Genomic DNA, 25961 nt, shown 5'->3' on the forward strand with positions numbered 1-25961 from the left:
CGCAAGAGGGCTCGAACCCGCGATGCTGACCATGCAAGCTGTGGCGGACCGACTCGGTGTAGACCGCTCGGCGGTCAACTACCACGTGAAGCATCGTGAGGGCCTCCTCGCGCTCGTCGCCGCCGACGCCTTCGCGGTGCAGTTCTCGACCTTCGCGTTCCCGCGGGAGCAGGATTGGAGGGTTGGCTGCACCGCCTATGCGCGAGCTCTCCGCGACGCTCTGGTGGCAACCGGCTCGTTCGTGGCGCACTTCAATTACGACGCCGCTGGCGGCCCTCGAGATTCTCGAGCCCGCTGAACTACTGGTCGAGAAGCTGCTCGAGTCGGGTTTCGACCGGGGGTCGGTGGGCAAAGCGATGCTGATGCTGGCGAACATCGCTATGTCATTGGCGCGCGATTCGATCGTCGAGCGCCGAGAAGGTGCGCACCCTCAGCCGGCGATCTTGCGCACCGTGTTGAGCGCGGCGCCTGGACGCGCATTCTCAGGGCTGCGAGAAGTGATGGGTGACGCCGGTTCCGCTGGCTACGGCGACCCGCAGTTCGACTTCGAGCTGGCCGTGTTCCTTGACGGTTTGGAGCGGGTGCTGCGCCCCTCGTCGCTTCCTGGAGATCCGCATCAGGAATGACCACTACTTCAGCCAGCGTTCGACTGGTGAGCGATCCCGTGTTCACCGGTGGGGCATCCCTCGAAGAATCCTTTGACTCAGTGAATCCCGAAGACGCAGACAGCAGGAAGAATGCCAAGATGAAGGTCGCGGAGGGCCTGGCCGCGGAGCGGGAGGGCGGTCTCCCCGTATCCGGCGCCCGATTCAACGGCAGGATTGCGCGTGTTCTCCATATGGACGCGCTGCATGTCGTTGGCCAACCATCTGGTGTGAAGCTCTCAACGACGTCGATCTCGATACGAATGCAATGCGGGTCCAAAGCGCCTCAGCTTTCGCGCTGGCCCTACTCGAGGTGGTTGCTGACCGCAGCGCCGCGGCGACGGCAGTACCATCGAAGTCCGCGACACCGAGGATGAGCATGGAGAACACAGACCCGCGTTACGTCAGATCGCGGCTCAAGCTCCGAGCCGCCATGCTCGAGATCGCGGATGAGGATCTCGAGCAGCTGACTGTGTCCGCGGTCTGCGAGAAGGTCGGCATCGACAGGGCCACGTTCTACCGGCACTTCGCCACCATCGATGGTCTAGTCGACGACACCCTGAGGTCGCTCGCCGATGAGAGCACCGACCGATGGTCTGCCACGGCTCGAGGCACCGGCGATCAGCTCGATGAGTCCGCCGCGATTCTCGCGGCCTACCTGGAACAGATTGTCGAGCATTGGGCGTTGTACCGATGGGCGCTTGGACCCACGGGAAGCGCGCGTGTCATTCATACCGTCTTGGAGGAGGCCATCCGGGGGGTCGCCGCCGAGTTGATCCTGCTTCACGGTGACGACGAGCACACCCAGGCTCGGGCTTGGTTCCTCGGCGGCGGGCTCGTGGGAGGCATTCTGCATTGGTTGCAGACGGAGTCGCCGGAACGCGAACCCGCGGAACTTGCACAATGGCTACTCGGTGTGTCGTCGCCGCTTCCTGCCATACCCACGACCGTCTGACCGCTCGCCCCAGACGCCAGACGGTCGTGGCGTTTCAGAACTGGTGAAGGCCGGGTCCGAGAATCCGTTCCGATCCGTTCCACCGAAGCTGGGCGGTGGATCCTGCCGGGACCGTTACTTCGATGCTGCTGCCCGCGTCCGTCTTCTCCCACCGCACCTCGATTCGTCCCTGCGGTCCGTCGAAGTGGCCTTCCGCCCACGTGAGGTGTGCAGGGATGACGGGATCGACGATGAAGGACTCCCAGGCGATCGAGGTGGCGTGCTGACGAAGACCCAGGGTGTGCGTCTGGAGGTATCGGATGACGGCGCCCTTGCTGTAATGGTTCAGGGATGCGGAGGCGACTCCGTTACGGTCGACGCCTTCCCATTCCTCCCAGATCGTGGTCGCGCCCCGGTCGAGCATCCCGAGCCATGAGGGTGTCGTTCGCTGGAGCAGCAGCGCGTGCGCGATTTCCGGGTGGCCAGTGTCGGCGAGGACGGGGAGGAGGTCCGCGGTGGACAGGAATCCGGTCGTGAGGTGGTCGTCGGCCTCTCGCACCAGGGAGACGAGGTGGTCCGCGGCCTGCGCGCGGAGCTCTTCGGGGAGCAGACCGAACGCCAAAGCGCGGACGTAGCCGGCTTGAGTGCCGGCCGAGACTCGACCGTTCTCATCCAGGAACTCCTGCTGCCATGCGCCTCGTACTCGCTCGGCCGTGTTCGCGAAAGAGTCCGCTTCCTCGGTTTTGCCGAGAACGCGGGCGACCTGCGCCAGGACCGATAGTGACCGGTACAGGTACGCGGTGCCCACTTCGCCCTTGTCCGCCATGGCCCATGCCATCGGGTCAGGCATGGCCGGTCCCGGGGTGCCGTCCGCGTTCAGGGGGGTGGGTTCGAGCCATTCACCGAAGTGGAAGGTTCCGTCCCAGATGTACTGTTCGTGCGGAAGCGGCGTTGCCGACCTTTCGACCCGGGAAGGGTGGCGCTTTTCGGCAGCGGAGGTCAGAGCGAACTGCACCCACTTCACCATGGCCGCCCAGTTCTGAGTGAGCGCGGCCCGGTCACCGTAGGTCCGGTAGAGCTCCCAGGGCACGAGGACGACGGCATCGCCCCAGCCGGCCGATCCGGTGGCCATGTCCGTCATGGCGTCGGGCACAGCGCCGAGTCGGGCGTTGTCGGGAGACATGTTGACGATGCGGCCGTCGGCGAGTTGATCGTCCCGGACCGACTGCAGCCACTTGCGGCTGAAGCCTGCGACATCGAAGAGGCGCACGGCCGTGGGCAGGAAGATCTGGTAGTCGCCGGTCCACCCGGCCCGCTCCCGGGTGGGGCAGTCGGTGGGGAGGTCGACCGCGTTCCCGCGGAAGCTCCACTCGGCCACGCTGTAGAGAGCTGTCAGATCCGGATCGCTGCAGTTGAAGGCGCCGACGGGGGTGAAGTCGGTGTGCAGCACCTGCAGGGTCACGTCGGCCTCGTCGAGGTCGATGTCGCTGCCGTCCCGCTGGAGGCGGGCGTAGCGGAAACCGTGAATGGTGTGGCGGGGCTCGAACACCCTGCCCGGCTGGCCGTCGGAGATCACCTCGTCCCGCTGCACGAAGGGGACGACGGTCCCATCCGGTGCGGGAGTGTCGAGGTGGGTGAGTGTCAGGTCGCCGTTGACGTCGAGGTGTTCACCGTAATCGATGACCGTTCGAGTCCCTGCCGGGCCGAGGTCGCGCAGGACCATCCGGCCCGACACGTTCTGGCCGAAGTCGACGATGGAGCAGTCCGCCGAGCGCCGGTCGATCATCACGGGGGAGCGTTCTTCAATCACTCGTACCGGCGGCGCGGGCGACCAGGACACCGGCGGCGCAACGGGACCCGTCACCGCTTGTCCGAGAGTGACTGAGTGGTGTGACCAGTCAGTGATCTGACCGTCCATCAGGTCAGCTGCGACGATCTCCGTCTCCGCGACGTCCCAGTGGGTCGACGTGGCGGCCGCGACGACCGGTCCCGCGCCTGAGTCGATGTGCAGCTCGGCTCGCACTGCCGTCTGCTCGCCCCAAGCAGCCTGATGACGGAAGGCACCGGCTCGACCCCGATACCAGCCGTCGCTCAGCCTGAGCTCGAGGCTGTTCGCGCCTTGCTGGAGCAGCGGTGTCACGTCGTACGCCTGCGCGTAGAGCGTCTTGTCGTAGGACTGGCTGCCCGGCGCGAGCTCCACGGACCCTACGCGCCGACCATTCAGGACGGCTTCGTAGAGTCCGAGGGCCGTGGCATACAGGCGAGCCTTCACCGGTAGCTCGCTGATGTCGAAGGTGGTGGAGAACGCGGTCGCGGGGCGAGCGCCGAGCGGATGATCGTTGCTGGGGCTGGAAATCCAGGCGCTGGTCCAGTCGACGTCGAACAGGCCCGCTTCGAAGGCCAACCATTTCGACCAGGCGGAGGTGGCGCCGGCGTGCTCGACGCGCACCCGCCATTGGACGCTCTCGCCGCTGGTGAGCGGCAGCCACGGCCACGTGATGAAGCGACGCTCCGGGCTTCGTTGCGCCCAGGTCAGCAGCTCATCACCGACGCGGGCTTGGAGCTCGAAGGCGTCCTGACGGCGCCATCCGGGTGGGAGCTGCCAGGACAGTTCCGGTTCCGGCGACGAGATGGGAAGGGCATCGCCGCCCGTTTCTACCTGGAGTGCGTGCGGTGCGTCGGGGTGAGGCATCAGGGTCTGGCGATCTTCCTGTGATGTGGCGTGGGAGAGGGCGGAGCGGCGGTCACATGCTGCCGCGCACCTTCCGAACGAACAGACCGCCTACGACGGCGATGACGGCGCCAACGAGATAGACGAGGGAGTAGCCGCCGATGGCGGTCAGGGCGCCGATCGCGGCGATGCCCGAGCCGAGGATCGGGCCGAAGGACCGGGGGAGCTGGTCGGCGACGACGATCAGGGACATGTACTTGCCGGACTCGCGGCCCTCGCCGGGGAGGACATCGATCACGAGGGCGCCATCGACCGGGCTGTACGCGCCCGAGCCCAGACCCAGCAGGACGAGACCGACCATGTAGACGGGAACGCTCGGGGAGAACGCGACAATGATCGCGCCAGCGGCGATGAACAGGGTCGTGTAGATGACCAGGGACTTGCGGATCTTGAGCCGGTCGCTGATCTGGCTTCCGAGGACAGCGCCGAGGATCGCGGTCACGAGGCCCACGAGGCCAGTGATGGTGATCAGTCCCGGCAGTTCGTCGGGTCCGACGCCGAGCTGATCGGTCAGCACGTACACCCCGTAGGTCGAGGTGAGCACGGTGCCCAGGACGACCACGACCTTGCCGATCCAGACCCACGAGTAGTCGGGCACGCTGCGCGGGTTGATCTTGAACTCGGAGAGGATGTTGCGCTTGGGCTGCGCGTCGCGCTCGGCCTGGCTGAGGCGACGGTCGCGGAGGATGAACAGCACCATGACCAGAGCGACGATCATGACGTATCCGGGGGCGGTGAACAGCAGGAAGCGGTTCCCGAGGAACATCGGGAGGAAGATCGAGGCCAGCACGCCGCTAGAGACGATGCAGACCATGATGATGCCCTGCACACGTCCGCGGTGCTGCTCGGGGACCTGGTCGGGAACGAGTGCGCCCGCGCCTCCGGTGATGACGGCGTTGCCGATTCCCAGCAGGACCGCGCCGAGCAGGAGCTGTGCCACGGACGCGCTCAGGCCCATGACCACCAGGCCGGCGAGAGCGAACAGCACCCCCGCGGCGATGAACGGCTTGCGCATGCCCAGGCGCGACGTCGATCGGTCACTCAGCGCGCCGGCGAGCGGCGTGATGACGATGTTGACCAGAGCGTAGAGACCGGTGAGCAGGCTCAGCCACAGCACCTTGTCATCGGGCTCGAGTTCCGCGACGGTCACCGGCCACGCCACGATCGCCATACCGACGCTCGCGCTGTAGGTGCCGATGTAGAGAATGACCAGCGCGAGCACGAATCGCTTGCTGAGACGCTGCGGGGGAGATGCCGGCGGCTGGTGCTGCGCCTCGAGCCCGATCTCGTGAGCTGCATCGGTGAAATCTGACATGAATGTTCCTCCTTGAACGGGTGTCCGCTTCCGCAACGGACGGTGCCTCACCATGGCTTCGCCGGGAGACTGGAGTCACTGTACAACGGTTGCTGCACAGATGGGAACGGTGATTTCGTTCAGCTGACTCGGGTTATCCCCTCGCGGCTTCGTCAGCCTGCAGAGGCAGTGCTGGCTGCGCGATGGATGGCGTCGAGAGTGGTGAAGGTTGCCAGGGTCGCTGAGGCGTCGTGAGCGGGGTGTTCGCGAAGGCCGGCTCGGATGGCGTCGGTGACCGCGACGAGCATGGGGCCGTAGCCGTTGCCGTCGGCGGGGAACTCCACGAGTTCAGGGTGAGTGAACATGGTTGCTGGGTCGCCGGCGTGGATGCGGTAGGACGGGACAGTCCAGAACGGTGCGGGGATGTGCACCCAGCCGGTCGTACCGCTGATCGTCGCGGAAGGGTCGACGAAGTCGCTGATCGAGGACGCGCAGTGCGCGAACCTGCCCCCGGAGAACTCGAGCGTTGCGTGCTGTGCCAGGTCGAGCCCGTCGTCGCGGACGTCGCCTCGGGCTGCAAGGGAGGTGGGTGCACCCAGGACGTCGAGTGCCAATGTCACCGGGTAGATGCCCTGGTCGAGAAGCGCTCCGCCGCTGCGAGTCAGGTCGAACTTGCTTCCGCCGTCGTTGGGGAACGGGAACCCGAAACCGGCCCGCACACTCCGCGGTTCTCCGATGATCCCCTCCGCGAGCGCATGCAGAAGAGCGACGTACGTCGGGTTGAATCTCATCCACATGGCTTCCATGAGGAATGTTCCCTGCCGATCGGCGCGCCGGAACAAGTCGGCGACCTGCTCGGGACGCATCGCCATCGGTTTCTCCACGAGCACGTGCTTGCCCGCATCGATAGCGGCACAGGCCATGTCGTGATGGAGCGCGAAGGGCGTCGCGAGATAGATCACGTCAACCTCATCGGACCCCAGCAGTCGATTGAAGTCGTCGGTCGCGTGCTCGATGTTGAAGACCTGCGCGAACCGGGACGCGTTCGCGAGGCTGCGGCTGTAGACCGTGGTGATCGATGCGCCCATCGACGCAAGATCGGCCACCACGGTCCACGAGATCGTGCCGGTCCCCGCTACACCCCAGCGCAGATCAGAGTGCGACCGCATCCGTGGGAGAGTTCAGCTCGGCGCCCTGACTTCTCGCGATGCCACCGAGCCAGGCCAGGCTCGGCTTCGGCGTGCGCTCGAAGGTGTTCGGGTCGACGGCGATCAGACCGAACGTCATGGCGAAGCCGCTGTGCCATTCCCAGTTGTCCAGAAGGGTCCAGTGCTGATAGCCCACGACCTCGACCCCCTCGGCGATCGCGTCCCGCACTCCTTCTAGGGCGGTCTGCGTGAAGCGGATGCGCAGATCGTCGTCGTCGGTGGCAATACCGTTCTCGGAGATCAGGACCGGCTTCCCCGTGAAGGCAGCGGCGGCGCGGACGGTGTGACCGAGTGCTTCCGGGTAGTACTCCCAGCCCGTGAGCGTCGTCTCCTCCCGCGGCTCCGGAGGCACCACTCCGTCGGGTCCGAAGGTGGTGCGGCTGTAGGTCTGCACGCCGATGAAGTCGTCGTCGGCGGATTGCGCCCAGAACGGGTGGATCGCCTGCTCGAGCACGGCGTCGCGTCGCGTCTCTCCGCCCTCGACCGCCTGGTAGTCGCCGACGTTGGGCGACCAGCCGACCTTCGCGTGGGGAGCGAGTTCGCGGATCGCGGTCCTCGCTTGCCGGTGCGCGTCGAAAACGTTCTGAATGGCGCCCGGTGCCAGGATCGGCAGCGCCATCACGGCCACGCCGGGCTCCCCGCCGATGCGCTTCGCGAAGCGTGCGCTGAGCTCCTGCTGCTCGACGGGGATCTCATCGGCGGCAGCGCCCAGAGGAAGATCTCCGGTGGCGAGCAGCATCGCTCCCGCGTTGGGCTCGTTGAAGGTGATCCACCACTGCACGAGGTCGCCCAGGCCGTCCACGACAAAGCGGGTGTACCGCTCGAAGAGATCGGCTGCACCCGGCTGGTTCCAGGCGCCCTCTCGCGCGAACCAGATCGGCGTCGCGAAGTGGTTCAGCGTCACGATGGGCACGACCGCGCGGCTCCGGCAGGCGAGCACCATGTTCCGGTAGTGCTCAAGCTCCGCACGGGAGAACACTCCCCGTTCGGGCTCGATTCGGGACCACTCGATGCTGAAGCGGTAGCTGTTCAGGCCCGCTTCGGCGAGCAGGGCGATGTCCTCGTCGTAGCGGTGGTAGCTGTCGCAGGCGTCACCGGAGGGCTCGTGGAACGGCGATCCTTCGACGTGTTCCATCGCCCAGATGTCGTTGAGGACGTTGTTGCCTTCGATCTGGTGGCCAGCGGTGGCAGCCCCCCAGAGGAAGTCGCTTGGAAAGTTGGCCATGATGCTCCACTCCGTACAGTTCAAACGCCACCTCGCTGGGGCGCTGTTGCACCCTAACACTATGCAGCAACTGGTGCATAGTGTGGAGAGGTGCTCGGCTCGCCCACTCAGTGGAGACGCGGAAAGGATGAGCGCCACATCGGAGGGCTGGCTGCTGGGTTCAGTGCCCCTTGAGCCGCTGGAGGAGAGGCGGCCGGCGGCGGCCGAACAGGGCCCGCACGCTTCCGGACATGATTCGCCACTCGGCCTGGCGGTGCACGATCCGCCAGTCGGTGCCCGATCGAGTCCATCTGTCGACGTAGGTTCCGCTGATGTCGAAAACGTGTCGTCGCCTGAGGCCGCGACCGCGGTGGCGAGCTTGCACGTAGGAGCGAGAGGTGGCGGTGTGCTCGTCGAGCACGTCGATGGTGGTCGAGCCCAGGAGGTGCTGCGTCGGTCCGCACCGGTCGAGGTATCCGGCGACCATTCTTTTCAGGCTCTCGACGCCGTGGGAGGTGGTCAGTCCGTAGTGGTGGTCGACGTCGTCGGAGAAGATCTCGCGCAGTCGGTCGTAATCCTTGGCGTCCACGATGTACGCGTACTCGATGAGACGACGGGAGATGTCGCGTTCAGCTGCCAGTTGTTCCGTGAGATGCATGTCGAGCTCCTCCTGTGAAGGTGACGTCGTGGACTCTTGGTCGCGGTTCAATGTTCGTCGGCACTAGGGACGTGTCAGGAGGGCGTCGAGCACCTTCGAGGAGGCAAGTGTGGCCGCCCCCAGAGCCGACGCTTGATCTTGCGCCGCGTCTCGGACGAGTTTCACCGTGTTCCCGCGTCGAACAAGTACTTCGGTGACGAGGGCGTGAACGAGGGCGCGGTCCCCACTCGATCCCGTGAGAACGACCCGGTCCGGGTCAAGGACAGCAGTGAGGAAGTCGATAAGATCGGCAATGCCCTCTGCGTGTGCTCGAACAGCTGCTTCAGCGGGGGCTGAGCCTCGTGCCGCGTCGACGAAAAGCTCGTCCAGCTGCAAGGCGACGTCCCCCCTGGGGGCGCGGCCAGCTCGCTCGAGCAATCCGACCGCTCCCAGCGCGTCCTCGACGCTGGTTCCATCCCGCGGATTCCCGAAGGGCAGCCGCCGCACTTCACCAGCCCGGCCGCGCGCTCCTCGAATGAGTGAGCCGTTAGCGAGCACAGCGGCCCCCAGGCCGGCGCCTACCTTTAAGTACAGAATCGGTCCGAAGATCCCCTCGCCGCCAGCGGCATCGAAGGCCAGAGCTGCGCAGTTGACGTCGTTCTCCACCCAGATCGCGGCCGGCGCGATCGGCGCCAGTGGCGCCAGGATCTCCACATCCGAGTAGCCGGACGAGATCACGTCCTGAACGACATCGATCGGCCGCGGTACCGCCAAGCCGAGGCCCAGCAGCCCCCCTTCCGACTCGGGAACGCGGGAAACCAGCTCTGCCAGCGCCACGGCGGCGAAATCGAGAGCATCCGCCCATTCCCTGGATGGATTTGGACGAGGATTCAAGATCGTGCGGGACGCGATGACGGTCGAGTCCAGGCGCCCAGCAACGACTCGAATGCGAGTCGGCCCCAAGTCCACGCCGGCGACCCACCCCGCACCGCTGTGCAATGCGTAGCTCATCGCCGTCCGACCTATGGCGCCAGGAGGCGTCGGAACCTCCTCAACCAGGGTGCGTTGCTGCAGCTCAGCGATGGCGAGCGAGATGGTCTGTTTCGATAACCCGAGAGCACCGCTCAACTGGGGTCGGGTCACGACCCCTCGGCGCAGCATCTCACCTAGCGCGAGGCCGGCCGAGGAGGACAGAGCATGGGGAACCACCTGACCCTCCTCCACTCGACATTGTTTGTTCGTTCGGTTACCATACTATCTAAGAGCCGATGGCGTCTCCAGCTTCCCTCCATCTAGAAAGGCACGCCATGACACTGCTCGACCGCCTCGCCGCCCTGAACCTCGCCAGCATCTATGGGGTCGTCACCCCCTCCTACCGACCCGCCACCATCGAGACCTCTGCCAAGACCGCAACGAGGCAGAACTCCACGATCACGACCGGATCCGTCCACACGCTGACGGGATCGATCCGAATCGCCTAGGCGCTCGACGCGGGGACTTTGATCCTCACCACCTCCTACCCCTCGAGACCTCCGGCAGGCGCGGAAGGGCATTCTCATCCCACGCCGCCGGAGGTCTTCGGTTTCCCGAGGGCGGTCTGGAACGGCACCGAACATGGGGCTACCGGCGCGGAAGGGCAGTCCTGCGGCTCGCCGGTGGCGCGTTCGACAGCCGCTCCGCGCCCGTTGGGCGCGTGCCGCTAGAGCCCTGGCGTGATTCGCGCGGATCAGCTTGCCGGGAGACCCGCTCCTTCGATCCGCGAACCTCCTTCAACGTCACGTCGCCGCTCTCGTCGCAGCGGCAGGCCTGCCCTCCATATGACTCGCGAGGGAGGAGCTCGAAGGCAACTACGCTCCAGTGCGCGGGCTAGAGAGCTGCCGAGATCGGTGAGGATTCGGGAGATCCGGCGACGGACGATTCTCGGTCGACCACCGGGTCGAGCTGCCCGAGGAAGCGGTTGCTGCGCGCTTGCGTGGGGTATCCACCCACATCCTTCACGCAGATCGGGCACCAGTGTCCTGCGGTCAGGATCAGCCGCGGACTGCCGGAGAACTCGTGCCCTAGCGCGCAACGCCATGTCAGCGGGGTCGCGATGTCGCCGCGCTCCACGTCGGCGGTGACGAGCTCGCCACCGCGGAACGAGGCGGCTTCCAGGTAGTCCAGCGCAGCCCAGTCGGATGAAGGCTTGCTCTCGTCGTAGCCGTGATCGAGGTAGGACGGCTCGCGATCCGGGCGAGGCGGCCAGAAGGTGGACCAGTCGCCGATGCGCTCCCATTCCTCGCGAGATCCGAAATAGGCGGCGATCTTCTCGTCGTCGCCGTCCCGGATGAAGCTCATCGTGCCGCGCGGCTTCAGAGTGAGCGGCTTGAGCACCACGTTCTTGACGAACCACGCAGGCAGGCGGCCTGCGATACGCAGCCTCGGATTCGCGTCGATCGCGCGTGTCAGAGCGGCATCGAAGGAGTCGCGGCGGAAGGGCACGAGCTCCTCGAGCCGGTCGGAATCGGTGTACCAAGAGCCGTGGAAATTCCGTGTCGCGAACCAGTTGCGGTCGTACCACTTCTTCACATCGGCGACGCCGAGGGCACCGGTCATCGCGAGCTGCAGCTCCCAGTTCGTCAGGCGCCAGCCGTCGCCGCCGCCGATGTTGTAGATCCCTCCCCAGAACTCCTCTGGCGTGTCCTGCTCGCAGAAGTTCACCATCAGCCGGGCGGCGTCCTCGACTGACACCCACTCCATCACGCCCGCGAAGGGGAGTGGGTCATGATCGGGTCACGGATCTCGAGAACGCCCGGGTGGAAGATCCCCGTCTGGCGCACCCAGGCCCACTTCGGGAGACCCGAATCGATGAGCTCCTTCTCGGCCACGATCTTGCTCTGGCCGTACTCGTCGTAACGGGCCACACGAAGCGGATCTCCGATGCGGCTCCAGTGGTGAGGCGGGTTCCGATCACCGGTCTGCGCGACCGAGCCGACCCCGACGACACCGATCGCCCCAGGATCGGGCTGAGCACGGACGGCGCGGATGATGTTCCGCATGCTCCCGACATTCACCCGGTGAGCGAGCTCGGGGTGGTCATCGGCGAAGGGCGACACGACTGCGCCGATATGCAGCACGAAGTCGGCTTCGCGCACGCACGCCTCGACCGTGGAGTACTCGGTCAGATCGCCGAACACGACCTCGAGGTTGGGCATGTCTTCGTACTCGCGAATCACGGCGAGATCCTTCTCCGAGGGCAGCACGAGCGCCACGACCACGAACCGGTCCTGCCGCTCCCGGAACTCGTCGAGCACCCTTCGACCCCAGTTCCCCGTTGCGCCGGTGAGGAACACCCTCACCCTGCCAGCACCGTGCTGCTTCATCGCTCTCCCTAAATAGACAACCGTCTCATTGAGACTATTGTCTCATTGGGAGCCGGATGCTGAGAGAATGGCCGAATGAGCCTCCATCCTCGAATCCGCCGATCGAGGGAGGCCTTCGAAGCCGCTGCCCTTGCCGCAGCGCGCACCGATCCCGAGGCCGTCACGGTCACGTCGTTGTGCGAGGACTGGGCGCTGAATCGAGGGACCTTCTACCTCCACTACCGAGACCTCGACGACCTCCTCGCCTCGACGGTCGAGAGCCTCGCTCGCAGAGCCCCCGAAGCTCGGCAGGAGGAGGCACCGCTCGGATCCCTGGGATTGAACTCGCAGTCTCGTGCAGCATTCGGCTCATATCTCGCGCACATCCAGGAAAACCGCGACTTCTACCGATGGGCGCTCGTCACCCGCGGCTCCCAGCGAGCGGTGAACGCGGCGACGTCGGTGTACATCGAGGGCATCAGCGCGGGACTCGCGAAGAGCAGCGAGAACGGCAAGAGCACGCGGGAGCTGCAACGACGCGCCGCCTACCTCGCGGGAGCCATGACCGGCGTCATCCGCCAGTGGCTCAGCGACGATCCCGCCGAGAGTGCGGCGGAACTGAGCGTCTGGCTCTGGCGGGAACTTACGGTCGCGAAAGAGTAGTCGCCCGGCACCGAGGTGATGCCCCGTCGATCGTGGCCCCACGACGGGAGCAGAGCTGACGGTCGTCGGCATCAACGGCCGACCGCACAGGGAATGAGGCGATTCCGCAGCCAGAGGCTTTCCAGGGAAGGCCACAGAGTCGCCCTAACGACCCGGGCCGGCCCCCAGCGACCACGGCGGATTCTCGTCGTCCACTTCGATGGGTCCTCGCGACCCTCGGGGGAGGTTTAGCTGTGCGTGGGTCTACTCGTGGCACTTAGGACGGTGCATCGGCGCGCGCGTGACGCACCCGAGCTTCGAGCCCCCATCACATGTCGCCGTCACGCCTTTCAGCGTCAGCTACTCCGAGTCGGACCCGATCGGTCGGAGTCAACGTCGATGCGAGCCGGCGGCACCGCGGCCGCGTGCAGAGCATCGCCATGCGTCGACGCATCCTGCTTGTTCGCCAGCAGGGCTCGCAGGGAGGTGAATGCTACGTCACGAGCGCCCTGAGTGGCGTCTGCGAATGAACCGAAGGGGCACTGAAATGCGACCATGCACCGACCCACTCTGCAACGGATGCTGCACAGTACAAGTACTACTACTTCTCGGTCTCCGACCCTCTCCTACGGAACGATCCTGCCCGATCGGGCGGCACTTCCTCAGCCACCAACCGAAAGGGCTCACATGGCGACCGCGACTCGGACGCAGTCAACCAGACGCATGCGACCGAGTCGCCTCCATCACTTCAGCCGTCCCCGCGGCAACGCGGCGACGCACGCACGCGAAGCTTCGTCGCGCGGAGGTCGGTCACCACTCGTCTGGGGCTTTCTCGTAGCTCTCGGGGTCGGTGGAGGCGCTTTCGTACTCGGCGCACTGTCGACCCTCAGCGAGCTACTCGTCTACATCGGAATTGCTCTGTTCCTCTCCCTCGCAATCGAACCCGTCATGCGATGGATGATTTCCAAGGGCGTACGTCGAGGTCTCGCACTTCTTGCCACAGTTCTCGCGACGCTGCTGATCACAGCTGGACTAATCACTTTGGTGCTACCCGAGATCGTGCAGCAGTTCGACTCATTCCTGCACGAACTGCCCACCATCACAGCCGCCATCACAAGTTCCCCGCTTGTCGCTGACCTCAACGTCGACCTCGCGCCGCTGATCGATCAGGTCGTCTCATTCCTCGCCGACCCGGACCAGCTGCTTTCAATCGGTGGTGGGCTGCTGTCCGTGGGACGCGGGCTGTTCACCGGCGTCAGCGGAGTGCTGACGGTGACCGTCCTCACGCTCTACTTCAGTGCAACACTTCCCACCATCGTCACCTCGGTCTCACGAGCCATCCCCGCCTCACGCCGAGCACGTACCGTCAAGCTCGTCGATGACATCTTCCTCTCCGTCGGCCGCTACGTCGCAGGCCAGCTCGGCCTCGCCGCCCTCAACGCCCTCGTCGTCTTCGCCGTTCTCACTCCTGCGGGCGCGTCCGCTCCTCTCCTCCTCGCGCTCGTCGCCTTCATCGGCGCTCTCATCCCAGTCGTGGGCACGATCGTGGCGTACGCGGCGATCGTCGTGTCGATGCTCTTCATCTCACCGGCGGCCGCTCTGATCGTCGGAATCGTGCTTCTCGTTTACGCGCAACTCGAAGCTCACGTCATCACCCCGCGCGTGATGTCTCGCACGATGAGCATTCCGGGATCCCTGGTGATCATCTCCGTCTTCGCCGGCGCCGCACTCGGCGGTGTTCTCGGCGCCCTCGTCGCAGTGCCCATCGCAGCGTCCGGGGTCCTCGTCTTTGAGCGGGTCGTCGCCCCCACACAAGCTCGGCGGTAACGCGTGCTCTCCGCGCTCCCCGTCATTGGAGTACTCCTCATCGTCACCGTCAATCGCGCCTACGACCTTGGAGGCATGAGCGCCGTAGCCATCGAGGTAGCCCTCCTCCTCACAGGAGCCGTCATCGTTGCCATCCCCGCCCGGAAAAGCTCCTCTTGACCGACAAGTGGCAAATCAAGACGGCGTCATCGGTGTGCGCGTGACGCAACCGAACTTCGAACGCTAAACACACGCCGCTACCGCGCCGTGCAGCGACGCCCGCTCCGAATCGCCCAATCAGCCGGAGTCAACGTCGCCGCGAGCCTGCGGCACCGCGGCCGCGTGCAGCGCATCGACGTGCGGCGGACAGCACCTGCGTCGACGCAGATATCCTCGTCGGGGGATGGGCGGCGTCTGAGCTGAGTTGGCCACCGCCTCGTGGTTCCGGATCTTGTCAGGAAGGGCGGTATCGCAGCCAGCCAATCCCGCACCTGACCGAATCTCAATTATTTCGAGCGGTGCAGAACAGGCGACAGCACATGACTCGCGAGCAGAACATCGCCTCCCAGCAGGCCTTCGGAGAGGCGGTCAACGCCGGCGACTTCGCCGCGTTCGACGCGTTCGACGCACTCGTCGCGCCCGACTCGGTCAACCACGAGCCGGCGCCCGGCCAGGCACCCGGTCCGAAGGGATACGCCGCGTTCTTCGGCGAGCTGCGGACCGCGTTCCCCGACATTGCACTCGAGGTCGAGAAGCTCGTCGCGGACGACGATAGCGTCGCGTTCGCCTACACGCTGACCGGGACGCAAACCGGTGTGTTCCAGGGCCACGCGCCGACGGGAAAGTCCGTGAAGATCCGCGGCATGCAGATCAGCACATTCCTCGACGGAAAGCTCGCCGAGCGCTGGGGAAGCAGCGACGAGCTCGACATCCTCACGCAGCTCGGCCTCGTACCGGGCGCCTAGCAGGCGGAGTCCGGCGGGATCCGAGGCTCGTGTGCAAACCACACCTCGGAACCCGTTGAGCGGAGTCCGTGTGAATGAACTGACATAATCACGGTTATCAGCTCAGATTTCGGAGACGGAGGTCCGGCACCCGGCGTACACCCTCCTATGCACTGCTTCGCGGCGAAGCCAGGAAGCGCTTCAGCTGCGTGGCGGGTGTTGCTCGAGTTCGACGAGCGCAGTCACTCAGGATTGGTACGATTCTGGCCGGCGAGGCAAGAGCCAACGCCGCCGAGGGGGACTCAATGGCGACCGTCCAACAGCAAGTGCTGAGTGCAGACAGCGTGATCACGCAAAACATCGACGCATGGACAGGCGATCGCGGATTTCTCTCGCAAAACATCCTCAGTCAATTACGCAACTTGGTCGAGGGCCTTCTCGTATGGGTGTCACAGAAGGATCCGAGCACGGACTTTCACTATGACAAGGTGAGTGCAGCGAGTGCAGTGGTCAAGCCGCAGGCAAAGTTTCGTGTCCTAGTCCGATTCCACGATCAACTGCAAGCAAGCGTTTCGCACTACACGATGGAACGAGACCCGTCCGAACGGTTGATGCTGAAGTACTACGAGTACCTGCTGCGCACGCGCGACCTTGCGCAGAAGGAACTGAAGGTCTCAATACTTCAAAACCTTCAGAACTTCCCGCTCAACACTGATCCGGCGATGCGCGAGTATCACGAGAGGATCGCCAAAGAGGTGGACGAAGCATTCGTGCTCGGCACACCAGAACCCAAGTCAGACCGATACTACATCCACAGTTCGCGACCATTTTTTGTCCAGGATCGAATTTACTACGAGGTGACATTTTCTGTTGCACACAATCGCACCAGTAAATTCGATCGGAAGATCGCCTTCACAACCATCGACATAAGTGATAAATACGCAGCCAGTCTCGGATTGGAATCCAAGACGGTCGAAGTCTTCGGCCGATCGATGCCGGTCACGATAATTCGGTCGTGGAACGTGTCGATTCGTCCATGCGAATTTGACAACTTCCGGTCGCTGATCGAGCCACTGAGGGGCAAGGTGACGAGGTCGCAACCGGAGTACAGCAACCTCATGCAATACCTCACAACCACCCGCTCGAGCCTGCTCGACCTCATCGAGCTCCCCGATGCTTCGTATAAGCAGGTGCGCGACTGGGCGCTTGCAAGCACTATCGGAGTGCCGTTGATCTTTCCTGCGCTCGATCACGTGCGACAGCTGATACAGCGCGACGCCCCGGGGTCGCGGGTGGTTCGCTACCTGTTGCTTCGCATGAGGAATGAGGTAATCAAGGCGCAAAGGGATGGCACGCCAAACAACTGGTTCTCAAATTTGCGCATCAAGAACCAGAGCAAGCCCTTCGACACGATGCCATTGTGCACGTCGCCCGCCGGTCATAACCCACGTTTTGCCGACCTCCTTGATGCATTCAATCCGAAAGGTCGCGAGCACGAACTCCTCGCCCGCCGAATCCAGGTGAATGTTGAGACGCACGGCGTCATCTACACAGCGGACGACGATCTGACCGACTTCGGCGACATCGACTTGCTGATTGACACCTATAACTCGTTGCTCCCCAAAACGGAGAAGCACGCCCCGCGTCAGCTAGAGCACGACCGCGGCCACGTCTTCATGGTTGGCTACGAGGAGGGAACGGTTTCAATCATAAAGGAGCTCCAGGCCATCTCAGCGAGCGGAGTGGAGGATCACAGCACGGACGTCCTCACGTGGATTAACGCGAACCCAAACGATTTCGACGATCCGCTGAAGTCTGCCGCCCTTACGGCCTTGTTTGACCGTTCCAAGGTCGCGCTCATTTATGGTGCAGCTGGAACAGGCAAGTCGACGATGGTAAATCACATCGCGCGTTACTTCTCAAAGAGTGACAAACTGTTCCTCGCACACACCAATCCTGCCGTCGACAACCTGAAACACCGGGTGGCGGCGCGCAATTCCGACTTTAGCACCATTAGCGCGCACGTTAGTCGCGGTGGCGGCGCAATTCATTATGACGTTCTGGTCATCGATGAGTGCAGCACGGTCAGCAACGCCAGCTTGCTGAAGGTCCTTAACAGCACATCATTCGATCTGCTGGTCCTGGTCGGGGACGTGTATCAGATCGAGTCGATTGAGTTCGGCAACTGGTTTACGACGATCCGTTCGTATATTCCGCAGGAGTCTGTGTTCGAACTCACCAAGCCGTTCCGAACGAGCGATGTGGCCCTACTGACCCTCTGGGACCGTGTGCGAAACCTTGACGATCGGATTGAAGAGACAATTTCGCAAAACGAGTTCGCCGCGCGGTTGGGTGACTCCCTGTTTGAGCGCCGCGCTGATGACGAGATCGTATTGTGTCTAAACTACGACGGTCTCTACGGAATCAACAACGTCAACCGCTTCTTGCAGGCGAGCAACCCGAATCCCGCATTCGAGTGGGATGACGCCATTTATAAGGTGGGCGATCCGATCCTGTTCCACGACACCACCCGTTTCGGAAGCGTAATCTTTAACAATCTTAAAGGGAAGATCACCCGGGTTCAGAAGGAAGCGGGCCGCATCACCTTCGACGTTGACATCGACCGCGAAGTCACCGAAGCGGATGTGCACTACACCGACCTCCGCTGGCAGGGGGACTCGATCGTCCAGTTCGACGTCACCCAGCGAGGAAACACAGACGACGATGACGACGCATCTGTCACGCTCGTCCCATTTCAGATCGCATACGCGGTTTCGATTCACAAGGCACAGGGGCTGGAGTACGACTCGGTCAAGGTCGTCATTACGGACGCGAACGAAGAGAACATCTCACACGCCATTCTTTACACCGCGATCACCCGTGCTCGCGAGAAGCTCAAGTTGTACTGGTCTGCCGAGGCCCAGCAACGAATGCTTAGCCGCCTCGCCATCCGCGAAAACTCGAAGGATGAGGCCCTGCTGCGTTCCCGCAGAGGCGTTGCACCGGTCGCCAAGCGTCAGAAGCTGGCAAAGTCTCGCGAAAAGATCTGACGCACGTGGACGATTGGTGGATCCGCTTCAAGGCGTAGAGCATGTCTCCGCAACCTCTGGGAGAGACTCGTGCGCGAAGGTGCGTGCGGTCGAGCAGCCCCGGGCGGAGCAGACGGAGAGGGGTGTAGCGGGTGCCATCAGTCGTCGTCGAGGTCAAACAACTGACATAACGTACATTATCGGCGACGGCCGGAAGGGGGCGCCGGGTCCCTCGGGCGGGAGCTTGCGGCTTCGATTTTGCCTGCGTACTTACGTGCCACGGGCTGTGGCACATTTCGATGATCAGCCAATCCGGCGGCGATGGAGCGCATGTAAAGCGTGCTCGAGCGCGACAACATCGTCATCGTCGGGAACTCAGCGCGCAGGTCATCGGCGAAACGACCAACCACGTCGCTCTCACACTCGCGCTCGTCCTGCTGGCGGAGAATCTCTTGCCCAGTGGCCTGTGCAGGATGGCCAGTTGCCTGTTGGCCAAACGCTGCAACTTGTAGGTGCTCGGAGACGCTCTCCTATAATTGATATTATGTCAGCTAAGAACAGCTCGCCGTCGATGACGGCGGTCCATTCGTTGGCTGTACGGCCTGCAGGCGTCCTTCCTCGCTTCGGGGTACTGACCGTAGCGAGGAAGGCGCCGACCTCCGAGTCTGGGAGGAGCCGCTCCTGAGCACAAGTGCCGCTCGCGGACATGTCTACGAGTGGGACGGCGGTCAGTAGCTGATGCTCGGCGAGAGTAGCCCCCGGCGACGGCCGTGACGGCGAGTCCGCAGAAGGCGGCCGCGAGGACCGTGTGTCCCCCTGCAACGAGAACCGCCCGGCCGCGCCGGGGTGATACGCCGACCGCGCGTAGCCGGACGACGGCGAGTAAGAGAGCCGGCACCGCGCCGAGCACCGCGACACCCGTCAGAGCCTGCGCCGATCGGAGGATGAATGCGGAGGGAGGGACGCCGTCGGAGAGCAGTGCCGAGGCGACGACCGACCAGAGCGCGCCCGCGGCGAGTAGCGCGACAAGGCTCAGTAGGACAAGCGCCCCTGCGATCCTCTCGGACCGCGACCGCTGGATGCGGACACCGCAGCCGCGGCGCACTAGCGCGAGCACGGGCATCGCGAGGAGCGCGAGCAGCAGCACGACGACCGAGAGGCCGGCGATCCCGGGTAGAGCGGCCCGCAGCGCCGACATCGGCTGAAGGGCGAACGCGGGGTTCAACCCGATCGCCGTCACCGTCCCGTCCTGCTGATCGACGGCGATGCGGCGCTGCCCGTCGACCTCCTGCCAGACCCATGGCTCGACCTCGACGAGCTCGACCGGAGTCCCTGAGGTGTCTGTCAGCGCCGAGACGGTGACGGCGTTCCCACCCGCACGGGCGACCTCGACGGGCGAGAGGGCGGCGAAGAGGCGGAGGAACGTCGACTCGCTCCGGCGCGAGACCTGGTAGGTGCCCGCGATCGCGTCGGCGTGCTCCGCCGCGGTGGAGGTCGCGGTGGGAGCCGAGCCGCCGTCGGGGAAGTATCGGTCGACGAAGCCGCGCGACAGCGCGTCGCGGATCGCGACGGTCGAGTCCGGGCGGAGCCCCGTGCTGTTCAGCGAGACGAAAATCCCGGCGCCGTCCTCCGGAAGCAGGTCGAGCTGTGCGTGGAACGCCGTAAGGTCGCCGCCGTGGCCGAGCACGCGGTGGCCGTTACGGTCCTGCTCGAACCAGCCGAGCGCCATCCGCGGTCCTGCGACCAGACCACCGAGGGACTCGTCGAGCGCGGGCTCCTGCATCCGCTCCAGGGTGTCCGGGCCCAGCAGCGGCGAGTCGTCGGCGAGCTGCGCGAGGAGGAACGCGCTCATGTCGGCGGCGGTCGCCGAGATCGCTCCGGCCGGCGCCGGAGCGACGATCTCGAAGGGGACCTCCTCGGAGGACTGCGCGGAGCGGTAGCCACCGGCGATCGCGGCGTCGGCAGGCAGCGGCTGCCGGAGCGTCGCGGTCGTCATGCCCGCCGGTCCGAACACCTCGCTGGAGACGACGTCCTCGAACGTCCGCCCGGTGATCCGCTCGACGACGTAGGCCGCGAGCCCGTTCGAGTAGTTGGAGTACGAGGGCACCGTGCCCGGCTCGAAAATCTGCTCGGGCGGGTCGACCGCGACGGAGTCGCGTAGCGGGTCGCGTCGCCACCCGGACCCGCGATGACTCCCGCGATACGGTCTTCGAATCCCGCCGTGTGGCTGAGAAGGTGGCGCATGGTGATCGGCCGCTCGAACGCGACCGGGAGGCGGAAGTCTAGGTGGTCCTGCACGGGATCGTCGAGATCGAGCCGCCCGTCCTCGACGAGCTGCATCGCGACCGTCGCGGTCATGAGCTTCGAGATCGAGCCGATGCGGAAGAGCGTCCTCTTCGGATCGACCGGCACGGGCTCGCCACCGCTCGCGCCGGTGTCCGCCCAGCCGAAGCCCCGCTCGGTGACGACCGCGCCACCTCCGACGATCGAGACGACTGCTCCGGCGATCCCCTCGCGCTCGAGCGCCGCCGGGAGTAGTCCGTCGAGCCAGGCGTCGGCGTCGGCCGTGGTCAGCGCGGGCGGTGCTACCGGCGCGGCCGCTGCTGGAGCAACAGGCGTACTGATAGCAGCACTTGCGGCGAAGAAAAGTCCGGCCACGAGGGCGAAAGCCGTCCGGCGGATCGAGGAGAGCGGGCGGTGCACGGCGGATCCTTCGGAAGTCGATCGCGGAGCATACGCGCCGCTGGGTGGGGAGGCAGGTCACCCCGCCTCCGGCCTTGCGACTCTAGCGACAGCGGAAATGTTCCTACTCCTGCGCTGGCTCGACGTCGCTCAGCGCGGCCTTGGGACAGGACTCGTGCCGGGATTCTCGCCCTGGTCACCCTCGACCGAGATCTCGCCGAATGGCTGACCAACGATAGCCGCCTAGCCACATCGCTCGCAGACAAACCCCCTAACGCAACCTAGAGATTCTAGCCAACACTTGAGATTATGTCAGTGCTTGGCGCGGTCTACGAACAGTGCTCTCCGTTAGCCCCTCAACCGACTCTTCTCTAGTCACGTGAGCGGTGTGCGGTGGGTCCGGCACTTGACCCAGCGAGCAGCTGATGAAGGAACGCATCGAGGTGGCTTCCGATGTGGGTGAAGTCCCCGTCGTCGAGAGCCTGAAGCTGGAGCCCCTCCCACAGGCCGATGAACCGGATCGCGCCTCGGCGCGGAGAAATGAGTGCGCGGTCCGGTGCTCCGTTTTTTTGCACCACGTCGATGAGGTGCGAGAAGTAGTCGATCGTCCGCCGATACCGGCGAGCGAGGTAGTCATGGGCGGGATGCTCGATCGCCGCCGCTTCTGAGGCGACCCGTGCGTGCAGCTCGATGAGCCCTGGCTCATTGTGGGCGTCGAGCCGCGCGTCATCGCCGACGCTCGCTAGTTCCGCGGCGGGGTCTGCGTCGGCGCGGCCTCGTTCGGCGAGCATCTCGTCGCGCCGTCGGAGGACGGCAGTTAGGAGTTGCTCCTTCGATTCGAAGTGGTACAGCAAGCTCGATTGGCTGACCCCGGCACTCTCCGCAATCTCCCGCAGGCTGGTGCTGTGGTAGCCGGACCGAGCGAATCGGGTCGTCGCGTCGGAGAGGATCTGTCTGCGGCGTTCCTTGCCCTTGGCGTACCCTCCCTCCTCTCGATCGACGATGTCGGCCAGCGTGATGACCGGCCGGCCCTCCTCCTCCGCTTCGAGCCCCCGGCCTAGGTGACCTGCATCCGCCCTGTCCAGCTGGTCGGCTGCGTCTATTTCGCCGGGGAGGTACTGGGCCAGCAGTCGCAGCCCCGTCCACATGACGAGCTCTTCGTCGAGCGATTGCCGGGGAGCCATCCGATCCGGACGCTCCAGACGTTCTCGGATGTCGAGGAAGCGCCGGTCCAGGCGCGCACGCGCATCCTCGAGACCGTCAGCGGTTGCCAGCATCGAGGCGAGAAGGTCGAAGGATGTCACCCCTGCTGTGACCCGAGCAACCGCCGAAAGGGTCAGCTCGCCAGGGTTTACCGCGTCCAGGGCAAAGCCCACCTCGTCATCGAGTTGTGCGATCACAGCATCCACAAGTGGAGCTTTCGACGCGAAGTGACGCAGCAGCCCCGGGTGGCTGATCCCAGCGGCCGCAGCAACATCACGAAGCGACACCGGCACCACGCCACGTCTGGCGAACACTCCCTGTGCAGCGTCGATGACGTTCTGTCGCGTGCGCTGCGCGCTCGCGACTCTCCCTCCACTCGCGACTGCCACCGAGCAATCGTCTCATCACCCCAGATACCAGTTAATCAGAATTCAGTTACCACAAGATCAGATTTACTCTAGGCTCTCACCACCAACCGCTGGATCCTCTGAAAGAGAGCCTCATGACAGAGACGTCGCCGGCCAACGCCGAGACCCCCACCCCGCCTTCGTCCGTGCAGGACGCGGGTGACTCCCCTGCCGCAGTACGAACGGGGTACTACCCCGCACTCGGGTTCGCCACCTTCGGGCTGTACCTCGCGCTGCTGACACCGGTCTTCGTCTCGATGGCCTTCAAGCTGCAGCACATCACCGCCACCCCGGAGGACGCCGTCGCCGGCCTCGGCCTCGTGACCGGCGTCGGCTCCCTGTTCGCACTGGTCGCTAATCCGCTCGTAGGCCGGCTGTCCGACAGGACGACCTCACGCTGGGGCCGACGACGCCCGTGGATCATCGGCGGCGCGCTCGTCGGCGTGCTCTCCTGCCTCCTCATCGGCATCGCCGACGAGGTCTGGGTCGTGCTCGTCGGCTGGTGCCTGACGCAAGCCGCGATCAATGGCGCTCTCGCCGCCACGAACGCAACAGTTCCCGACCAGGTCGCGCCGACTCGACGCGGGTTGGCGTCGGGGATCATCGGCGTGATGACATCCGTCGCGATCCTGGGAGGCAGCTTCCTGGTCAACTACATCGCCGGCGACGTCGGTCGGTTCCTCGCACCGGCGCTGGTCGGGCTCGTCTCTGCGGCCGTCTTCGTTGTAGTCCTCGACGACCGCAAGATCGAAGCGCCGCCGCGCGAACGCTACGGGCTCAGGGAATTCCTCGGGTCCTTCGTGTTCAACCCGGTGCGGCACCGCGACTTCGCCCTCGCCTGGCTGACGACCTTCCTCGTGATGTTCGGGTACGCGGGCGTGGCGACCTTCCTACCGCTGTATCTCAGCGAACGGTTCTCGCTACAGGAGAGCGACGCCATCGGCATCGTCCTGCTCTGCAATCTCGCCTCCACAATCGCCACAGCGATCTCCGGCGCACTCGCCGGCGTCGCCTCTGACAAGACCGGGCGCCGACGAGTGTTCGTCGCGGTCGCGGGCGTGATCATGGCGGTCGGGCTCGTCCTGATGGCCGTGGCGACCTCCGTCCCGATCGTCATCGCGGGACAGGGCCTCATCGGTCTCGGCGCCGGCGCGTTCCTCGCCGTCTCCCTCGCCCTGGCGACTCAGGTGCTCCCCAACCCGGCAGACACGGCGAAAGATCTCGGCGTCCTCAACATCGCCAACGCTCTCCCCCAGTCGATCGCTCCCGCGATCGCCCCGTTCATCATCGCTATCGGTGCGACGACCGCCCTCGGCGGGTACACGGTGTTCTACCTCTTCGGCGCCGTCGTCGTCCTGGCCGGCGCGTTCGTGGTCTACCTCATCAAGGGCGTGCGATGACCCCCCTCACCTCGAACACCACATCTGACGCACGACTCGACTCGAGCATCGACTTCCGCTACCGCGACCCTGAACTGCCGATCGCCGAGCGGGTCGACATCCTCCTCTCGCAGATGACGCTCGAGGAGAAGGCAGGTCTGTTCTTCCACGACATGATCAGCATGGGCGACCACGGCCAGCTCTCCGACGGTGACGCCGAGTTCCACCTGCCCTCCAACTCCACGTTCGTGCTCGATCACCGGATGTCGCACTTCAACCTTCTGACCGGTGGCGACCCTCGAGACATGGCCGCCTGGCACAACCGCATCCAGGAGCTCGCGGCCTCCACCCGTCTGGGTATCCCCGTCACGATCTCGAGCGACCCCCGCAACTCCTACAGCGACAACCCGCTCGCAGGCCTGCTGGCAGGGAGCTTCTCCGTCTGGCCCGAAGCGCTCGGCCTCGCCGCCACTCGCGACGAGGAACTCGTCCGACAATTCGGCGACATCGTCCGGCAGGAGTACACCGCGGTCGGCATCCGCGTCGCCCTTCACCCGCAGGTAGACCTGGCGACAGAGCCCCGATGGGCGCGACAGCTGGACACCTTCGGGGAGGACGTGGAGCTGACCTCTCGCCTCGGCGCCGCCTACATCACAGGTCTCCAGGGCGACCGGCTCGGCACGGGCTCCGTCTCGGCCATGATCAAGCACTTCCCGGGAGGTGGCCCGCAGCGCGACGGCGAAGACCCCCACTTCGGCTACGGCCGCGAGCAGGTCTACCCCGGCGGGCAGTTCGAGCTGCACCTCAAGCCGTTCGAAGCCGCCTTCGCCGCGGGAGTCGGCCAGGTAATGCCCTACTACGGCATGCCCATCGGCACCGACCACGAAGAAGTCGGGTTCGGATTCAACAAATCCGTCATCACCGGGCTCCTGCGCGAGCGGTACGGCTTCGAGGGCATCGTCTGCACCGACTGGGGACTCCTCACCGACTCCGAGGTCGCCGGCGAACCGTTCCCGGCCCGCGCCTGGGGCGTGGAGCACCTCGACCAGCGAGGGCGCATGCTCAAAGCGCTGGAAGCCGGGGTCGACCAATTCGGTGGGGAGAAGTGCCCCGAGGTCTTGGTCGAACTCGTCAGCAGCGGCGCAGTGACGCCGGAACGACTCGATCAATCGGCCCGACGCCTGCTCACCGAGAAGTTCGTGCTCGGGCTCTTCGACCAGCCCTACGTCGACGTCGAGGCGGCTGGACGCATCGTCGGCTCACCGGACTTCGTCGCCGCAGGCGAGGCCGCTCAACGCGCGTCGCTGACGCTGCTCACGAACGAGAGCCGGAACGGAGCACCCACCCTCCCCGCGCGGCCCGGATGCAAGATCTGGATCGAGGGTATCCCCGCTGACATCGCCTCGCTGTACGGCGATGTCGTCGACTCCCCTGAGGAGGCGGACCTCGCGATCATGAGGATCACCGCCCCCTTCGAGCAACGGCCCACGGTCTTCGAGAACTACTTCCACGCCGGCTCCCTCGACTTCTCGGCACAGACCGTTGTCCACCTGCGACAGATCACGTCCGCGGTCCCGACGGTGATCGACATCTTCCTGGACCGCCCAGCGATCCTCACTCCGATCGTGGACGACACGGCGGCGATCCTCTGCAACTGGGGCGCCGACCCGCGGGCACTGCTCGACGTGGTCTTCGGCCACGCGTCGCCGAGGGGGCGACTGCCATTCGACCTCCCGTCGAGCATGGAAGCCGTCAAGTCCAGCCGCCCCGATGTTCCTTTCGACACCGAGTTCCCCCTCTTCCGCTTCGGCCACGGACTGACCTTCGACACCACCCCTGCCTGACCCGTCCCACCCTCTGCTCACGAAAGGAACAC

Annotated in this window: 19 protein-coding genes and 2 pseudogenes; 10 read left to right on the plus strand and 11 right to left on the minus strand. The window is 65.0% G+C overall.

Features of this window, described 5'->3' with window-relative positions; all coding sequences use genetic code 11:
* The first annotated feature begins 197 nt into the window (after positions 1-197).
* Positions 198-626, plus strand: coding sequence for a hypothetical protein (locus tag AC0CID_RS19510; protein WP_465228210.1), 429 nt, complete (start codon positions 198-200; stop codon positions 624-626).
* Positions 627-1023: 397 nt separating this feature from the next.
* On the plus strand, positions 1024-1599 hold the full coding sequence (locus AC0CID_RS19515; protein WP_465228211.1) for a TetR/AcrR family transcriptional regulator: 576 nt from the start codon (positions 1024-1026) through the stop codon (positions 1597-1599).
* Positions 1600-1633: 34 nt separating this feature from the next.
* On the opposite strand, the gene AC0CID_RS19520 is transcribed toward AC0CID_RS19515, so the two are convergent.
* The 6 genes from AC0CID_RS19520 to AC0CID_RS19545 form a co-directional block, all read right to left on the minus strand.
* The gene (locus AC0CID_RS19520) at positions 1634-4270 is read right to left on the minus strand and encodes a family 78 glycoside hydrolase catalytic domain (RefSeq protein ID WP_465228212.1); all 2637 of its coding nucleotides are present in this window, start codon (positions 4268-4270) and stop codon (positions 1634-1636) included.
* A 52-nt stretch (positions 4271-4322) separates the two neighbouring features.
* Positions 4323-5624, minus strand: coding sequence for an MFS transporter (locus AC0CID_RS19525; protein ID WP_465228213.1), 1302 nt, complete (start codon positions 5622-5624; stop codon positions 4323-4325).
* A gap of 152 nt (positions 5625-5776) precedes the next feature.
* On the minus strand, positions 5777-6772 hold the full coding sequence (locus AC0CID_RS19530) for a Gfo/Idh/MocA family protein (protein ID WP_279308500.1): 996 nt from the start codon (positions 6770-6772) through the stop codon (positions 5777-5779).
* Positions 6756-8036, minus strand: a complete 1281-nt coding sequence (locus tag AC0CID_RS19535) for a glycoside hydrolase family 1 protein (RefSeq protein ID WP_465228214.1) — start codon at positions 8034-8036, stop codon at positions 6756-6758. Before AC0CID_RS19535 ends, AC0CID_RS19530 begins: the two co-directional genes overlap by 17 nt.
* Positions 8037-8196: 160 nt before the next feature.
* Positions 8197-8673 (minus strand): nuclear transport factor 2 family protein, encoded by a 477-nt coding sequence (locus AC0CID_RS19540; RefSeq protein WP_465228215.1) that lies wholly within the window; start codon positions 8671-8673, stop codon positions 8197-8199.
* Positions 8674-8736: 63 nt separating this feature from the next.
* Positions 8737-9795: an ROK family protein gene (locus AC0CID_RS19545; RefSeq protein WP_465228216.1), complete on the minus strand. Its 1059-nt coding sequence runs from the start codon at positions 9793-9795 to the stop codon at positions 8737-8739.
* A gap of 164 nt (positions 9796-9959) precedes the next feature.
* Between AC0CID_RS19545 and AC0CID_RS19550 the strand changes: the two genes are divergently transcribed.
* On the plus strand, positions 9960-10133 hold the full coding sequence (locus AC0CID_RS19550) for a hypothetical protein (RefSeq protein ID WP_465228217.1): 174 nt from the start codon (positions 9960-9962) through the stop codon (positions 10131-10133).
* Positions 10134-10518: 385 nt separating this feature from the next.
* On the opposite strand, the gene AC0CID_RS19555 is transcribed toward AC0CID_RS19550, so the two are convergent.
* Together AC0CID_RS19555 and AC0CID_RS19560 are read right to left on the minus strand one after the other, a co-directional pair.
* A complete protein-coding gene (locus AC0CID_RS19555) occupies positions 10519-11382 on the minus strand; it encodes a hypothetical protein (RefSeq protein ID WP_465228218.1) in 864 nt (287 codons plus the stop codon).
* 8 nt (positions 11383-11390) lie between these two features.
* The gene (locus tag AC0CID_RS19560; protein WP_465228219.1) at positions 11391-11945 is read right to left on the minus strand and encodes an NAD-dependent epimerase/dehydratase family protein; all 555 of its coding nucleotides are present in this window, start codon (positions 11943-11945) and stop codon (positions 11391-11393) included.
* 387 nt (positions 11946-12332) lie between these two features.
* On the opposite strand from AC0CID_RS19560, the gene AC0CID_RS19565 reads away from it, so the two are divergent.
* The 5 genes from AC0CID_RS19565 to AC0CID_RS19585 all read left to right on the plus strand — a co-directional run bounded on the left by AC0CID_RS19565 (position 12333) and on the right by AC0CID_RS19585 (position 18435).
* A complete protein-coding gene (locus AC0CID_RS19565) occupies positions 12333-12656 on the plus strand; it encodes a TetR-like C-terminal domain-containing protein (protein WP_251943112.1) in 324 nt (107 codons plus the stop codon).
* 702 nt (positions 12657-13358) lie between these two features.
* Complete coding sequence (locus tag AC0CID_RS19570) at positions 13359-14462, plus strand: AI-2E family transporter (RefSeq protein WP_465228313.1); 1104 nt, start codon at positions 13359-13361, stop codon at positions 14460-14462.
* Between the two features lie 3 nt (positions 14463-14465).
* Positions 14466-14621, plus strand: coding sequence for a hypothetical protein (locus tag AC0CID_RS19575; protein WP_465228220.1), 156 nt, complete (start codon positions 14466-14468; stop codon positions 14619-14621).
* 359 nt (positions 14622-14980) lie between these two features.
* Positions 14981-15406 (plus strand): ester cyclase, encoded by a 426-nt coding sequence (locus tag AC0CID_RS19580; RefSeq protein ID WP_465228221.1) that lies wholly within the window; start codon positions 14981-14983, stop codon positions 15404-15406.
* A gap of 284 nt (positions 15407-15690) precedes the next feature.
* On the plus strand, positions 15691-18435 hold the full coding sequence (locus AC0CID_RS19585) for an ATP-dependent DNA helicase (RefSeq protein ID WP_465228222.1): 2745 nt from the start codon (positions 15691-15693) through the stop codon (positions 18433-18435).
* Between the two features lie 1555 nt (positions 18436-19990).
* Here the strand turns inward: AC0CID_RS19585 and AC0CID_RS19590 are convergent.
* The 3 genes and pseudogenes from AC0CID_RS19590 to AC0CID_RS19600 form a co-directional block, all read right to left on the minus strand.
* Positions 19991-20629 (minus strand): annotated as a pseudogene (locus AC0CID_RS19590) (serine hydrolase domain-containing protein); the annotation flags it as partial.
* Positions 20617-21117, minus strand: a pseudogene (locus tag AC0CID_RS19595) (serine hydrolase domain-containing protein); the annotation flags it as partial. The pseudogenes AC0CID_RS19595 and AC0CID_RS19590, both read right to left, overlap by 13 nt.
* A 350-nt stretch (positions 21118-21467) precedes the next feature.
* A complete protein-coding gene (locus AC0CID_RS19600) occupies positions 21468-22688 on the minus strand; it encodes a TetR/AcrR family transcriptional regulator (protein ID WP_465228223.1) in 1221 nt (406 codons plus the stop codon).
* Between the two features lie 113 nt (positions 22689-22801).
* Between AC0CID_RS19600 and AC0CID_RS19605 the strand changes: the two genes are divergently transcribed.
* Both AC0CID_RS19605 and AC0CID_RS19610 read left to right on the plus strand, forming a co-directional pair.
* Positions 22802-24106 (plus strand): MFS transporter, encoded by a 1305-nt coding sequence (locus AC0CID_RS19605; RefSeq protein ID WP_465228224.1) that lies wholly within the window; start codon positions 22802-22804, stop codon positions 24104-24106.
* Entirely contained in the window at positions 24103-25929 is a 1827-nt protein-coding gene (locus AC0CID_RS19610; RefSeq protein ID WP_465228225.1) for a glycoside hydrolase family 3 protein, read from the plus strand. Before AC0CID_RS19605 ends, AC0CID_RS19610 begins: the two co-directional genes overlap by 4 nt.
* Positions 25930-25961: the final 32 nt, after the last annotated feature.

The organism is Rathayibacter sp. AC451 (genome assembly GCF_979253095.1).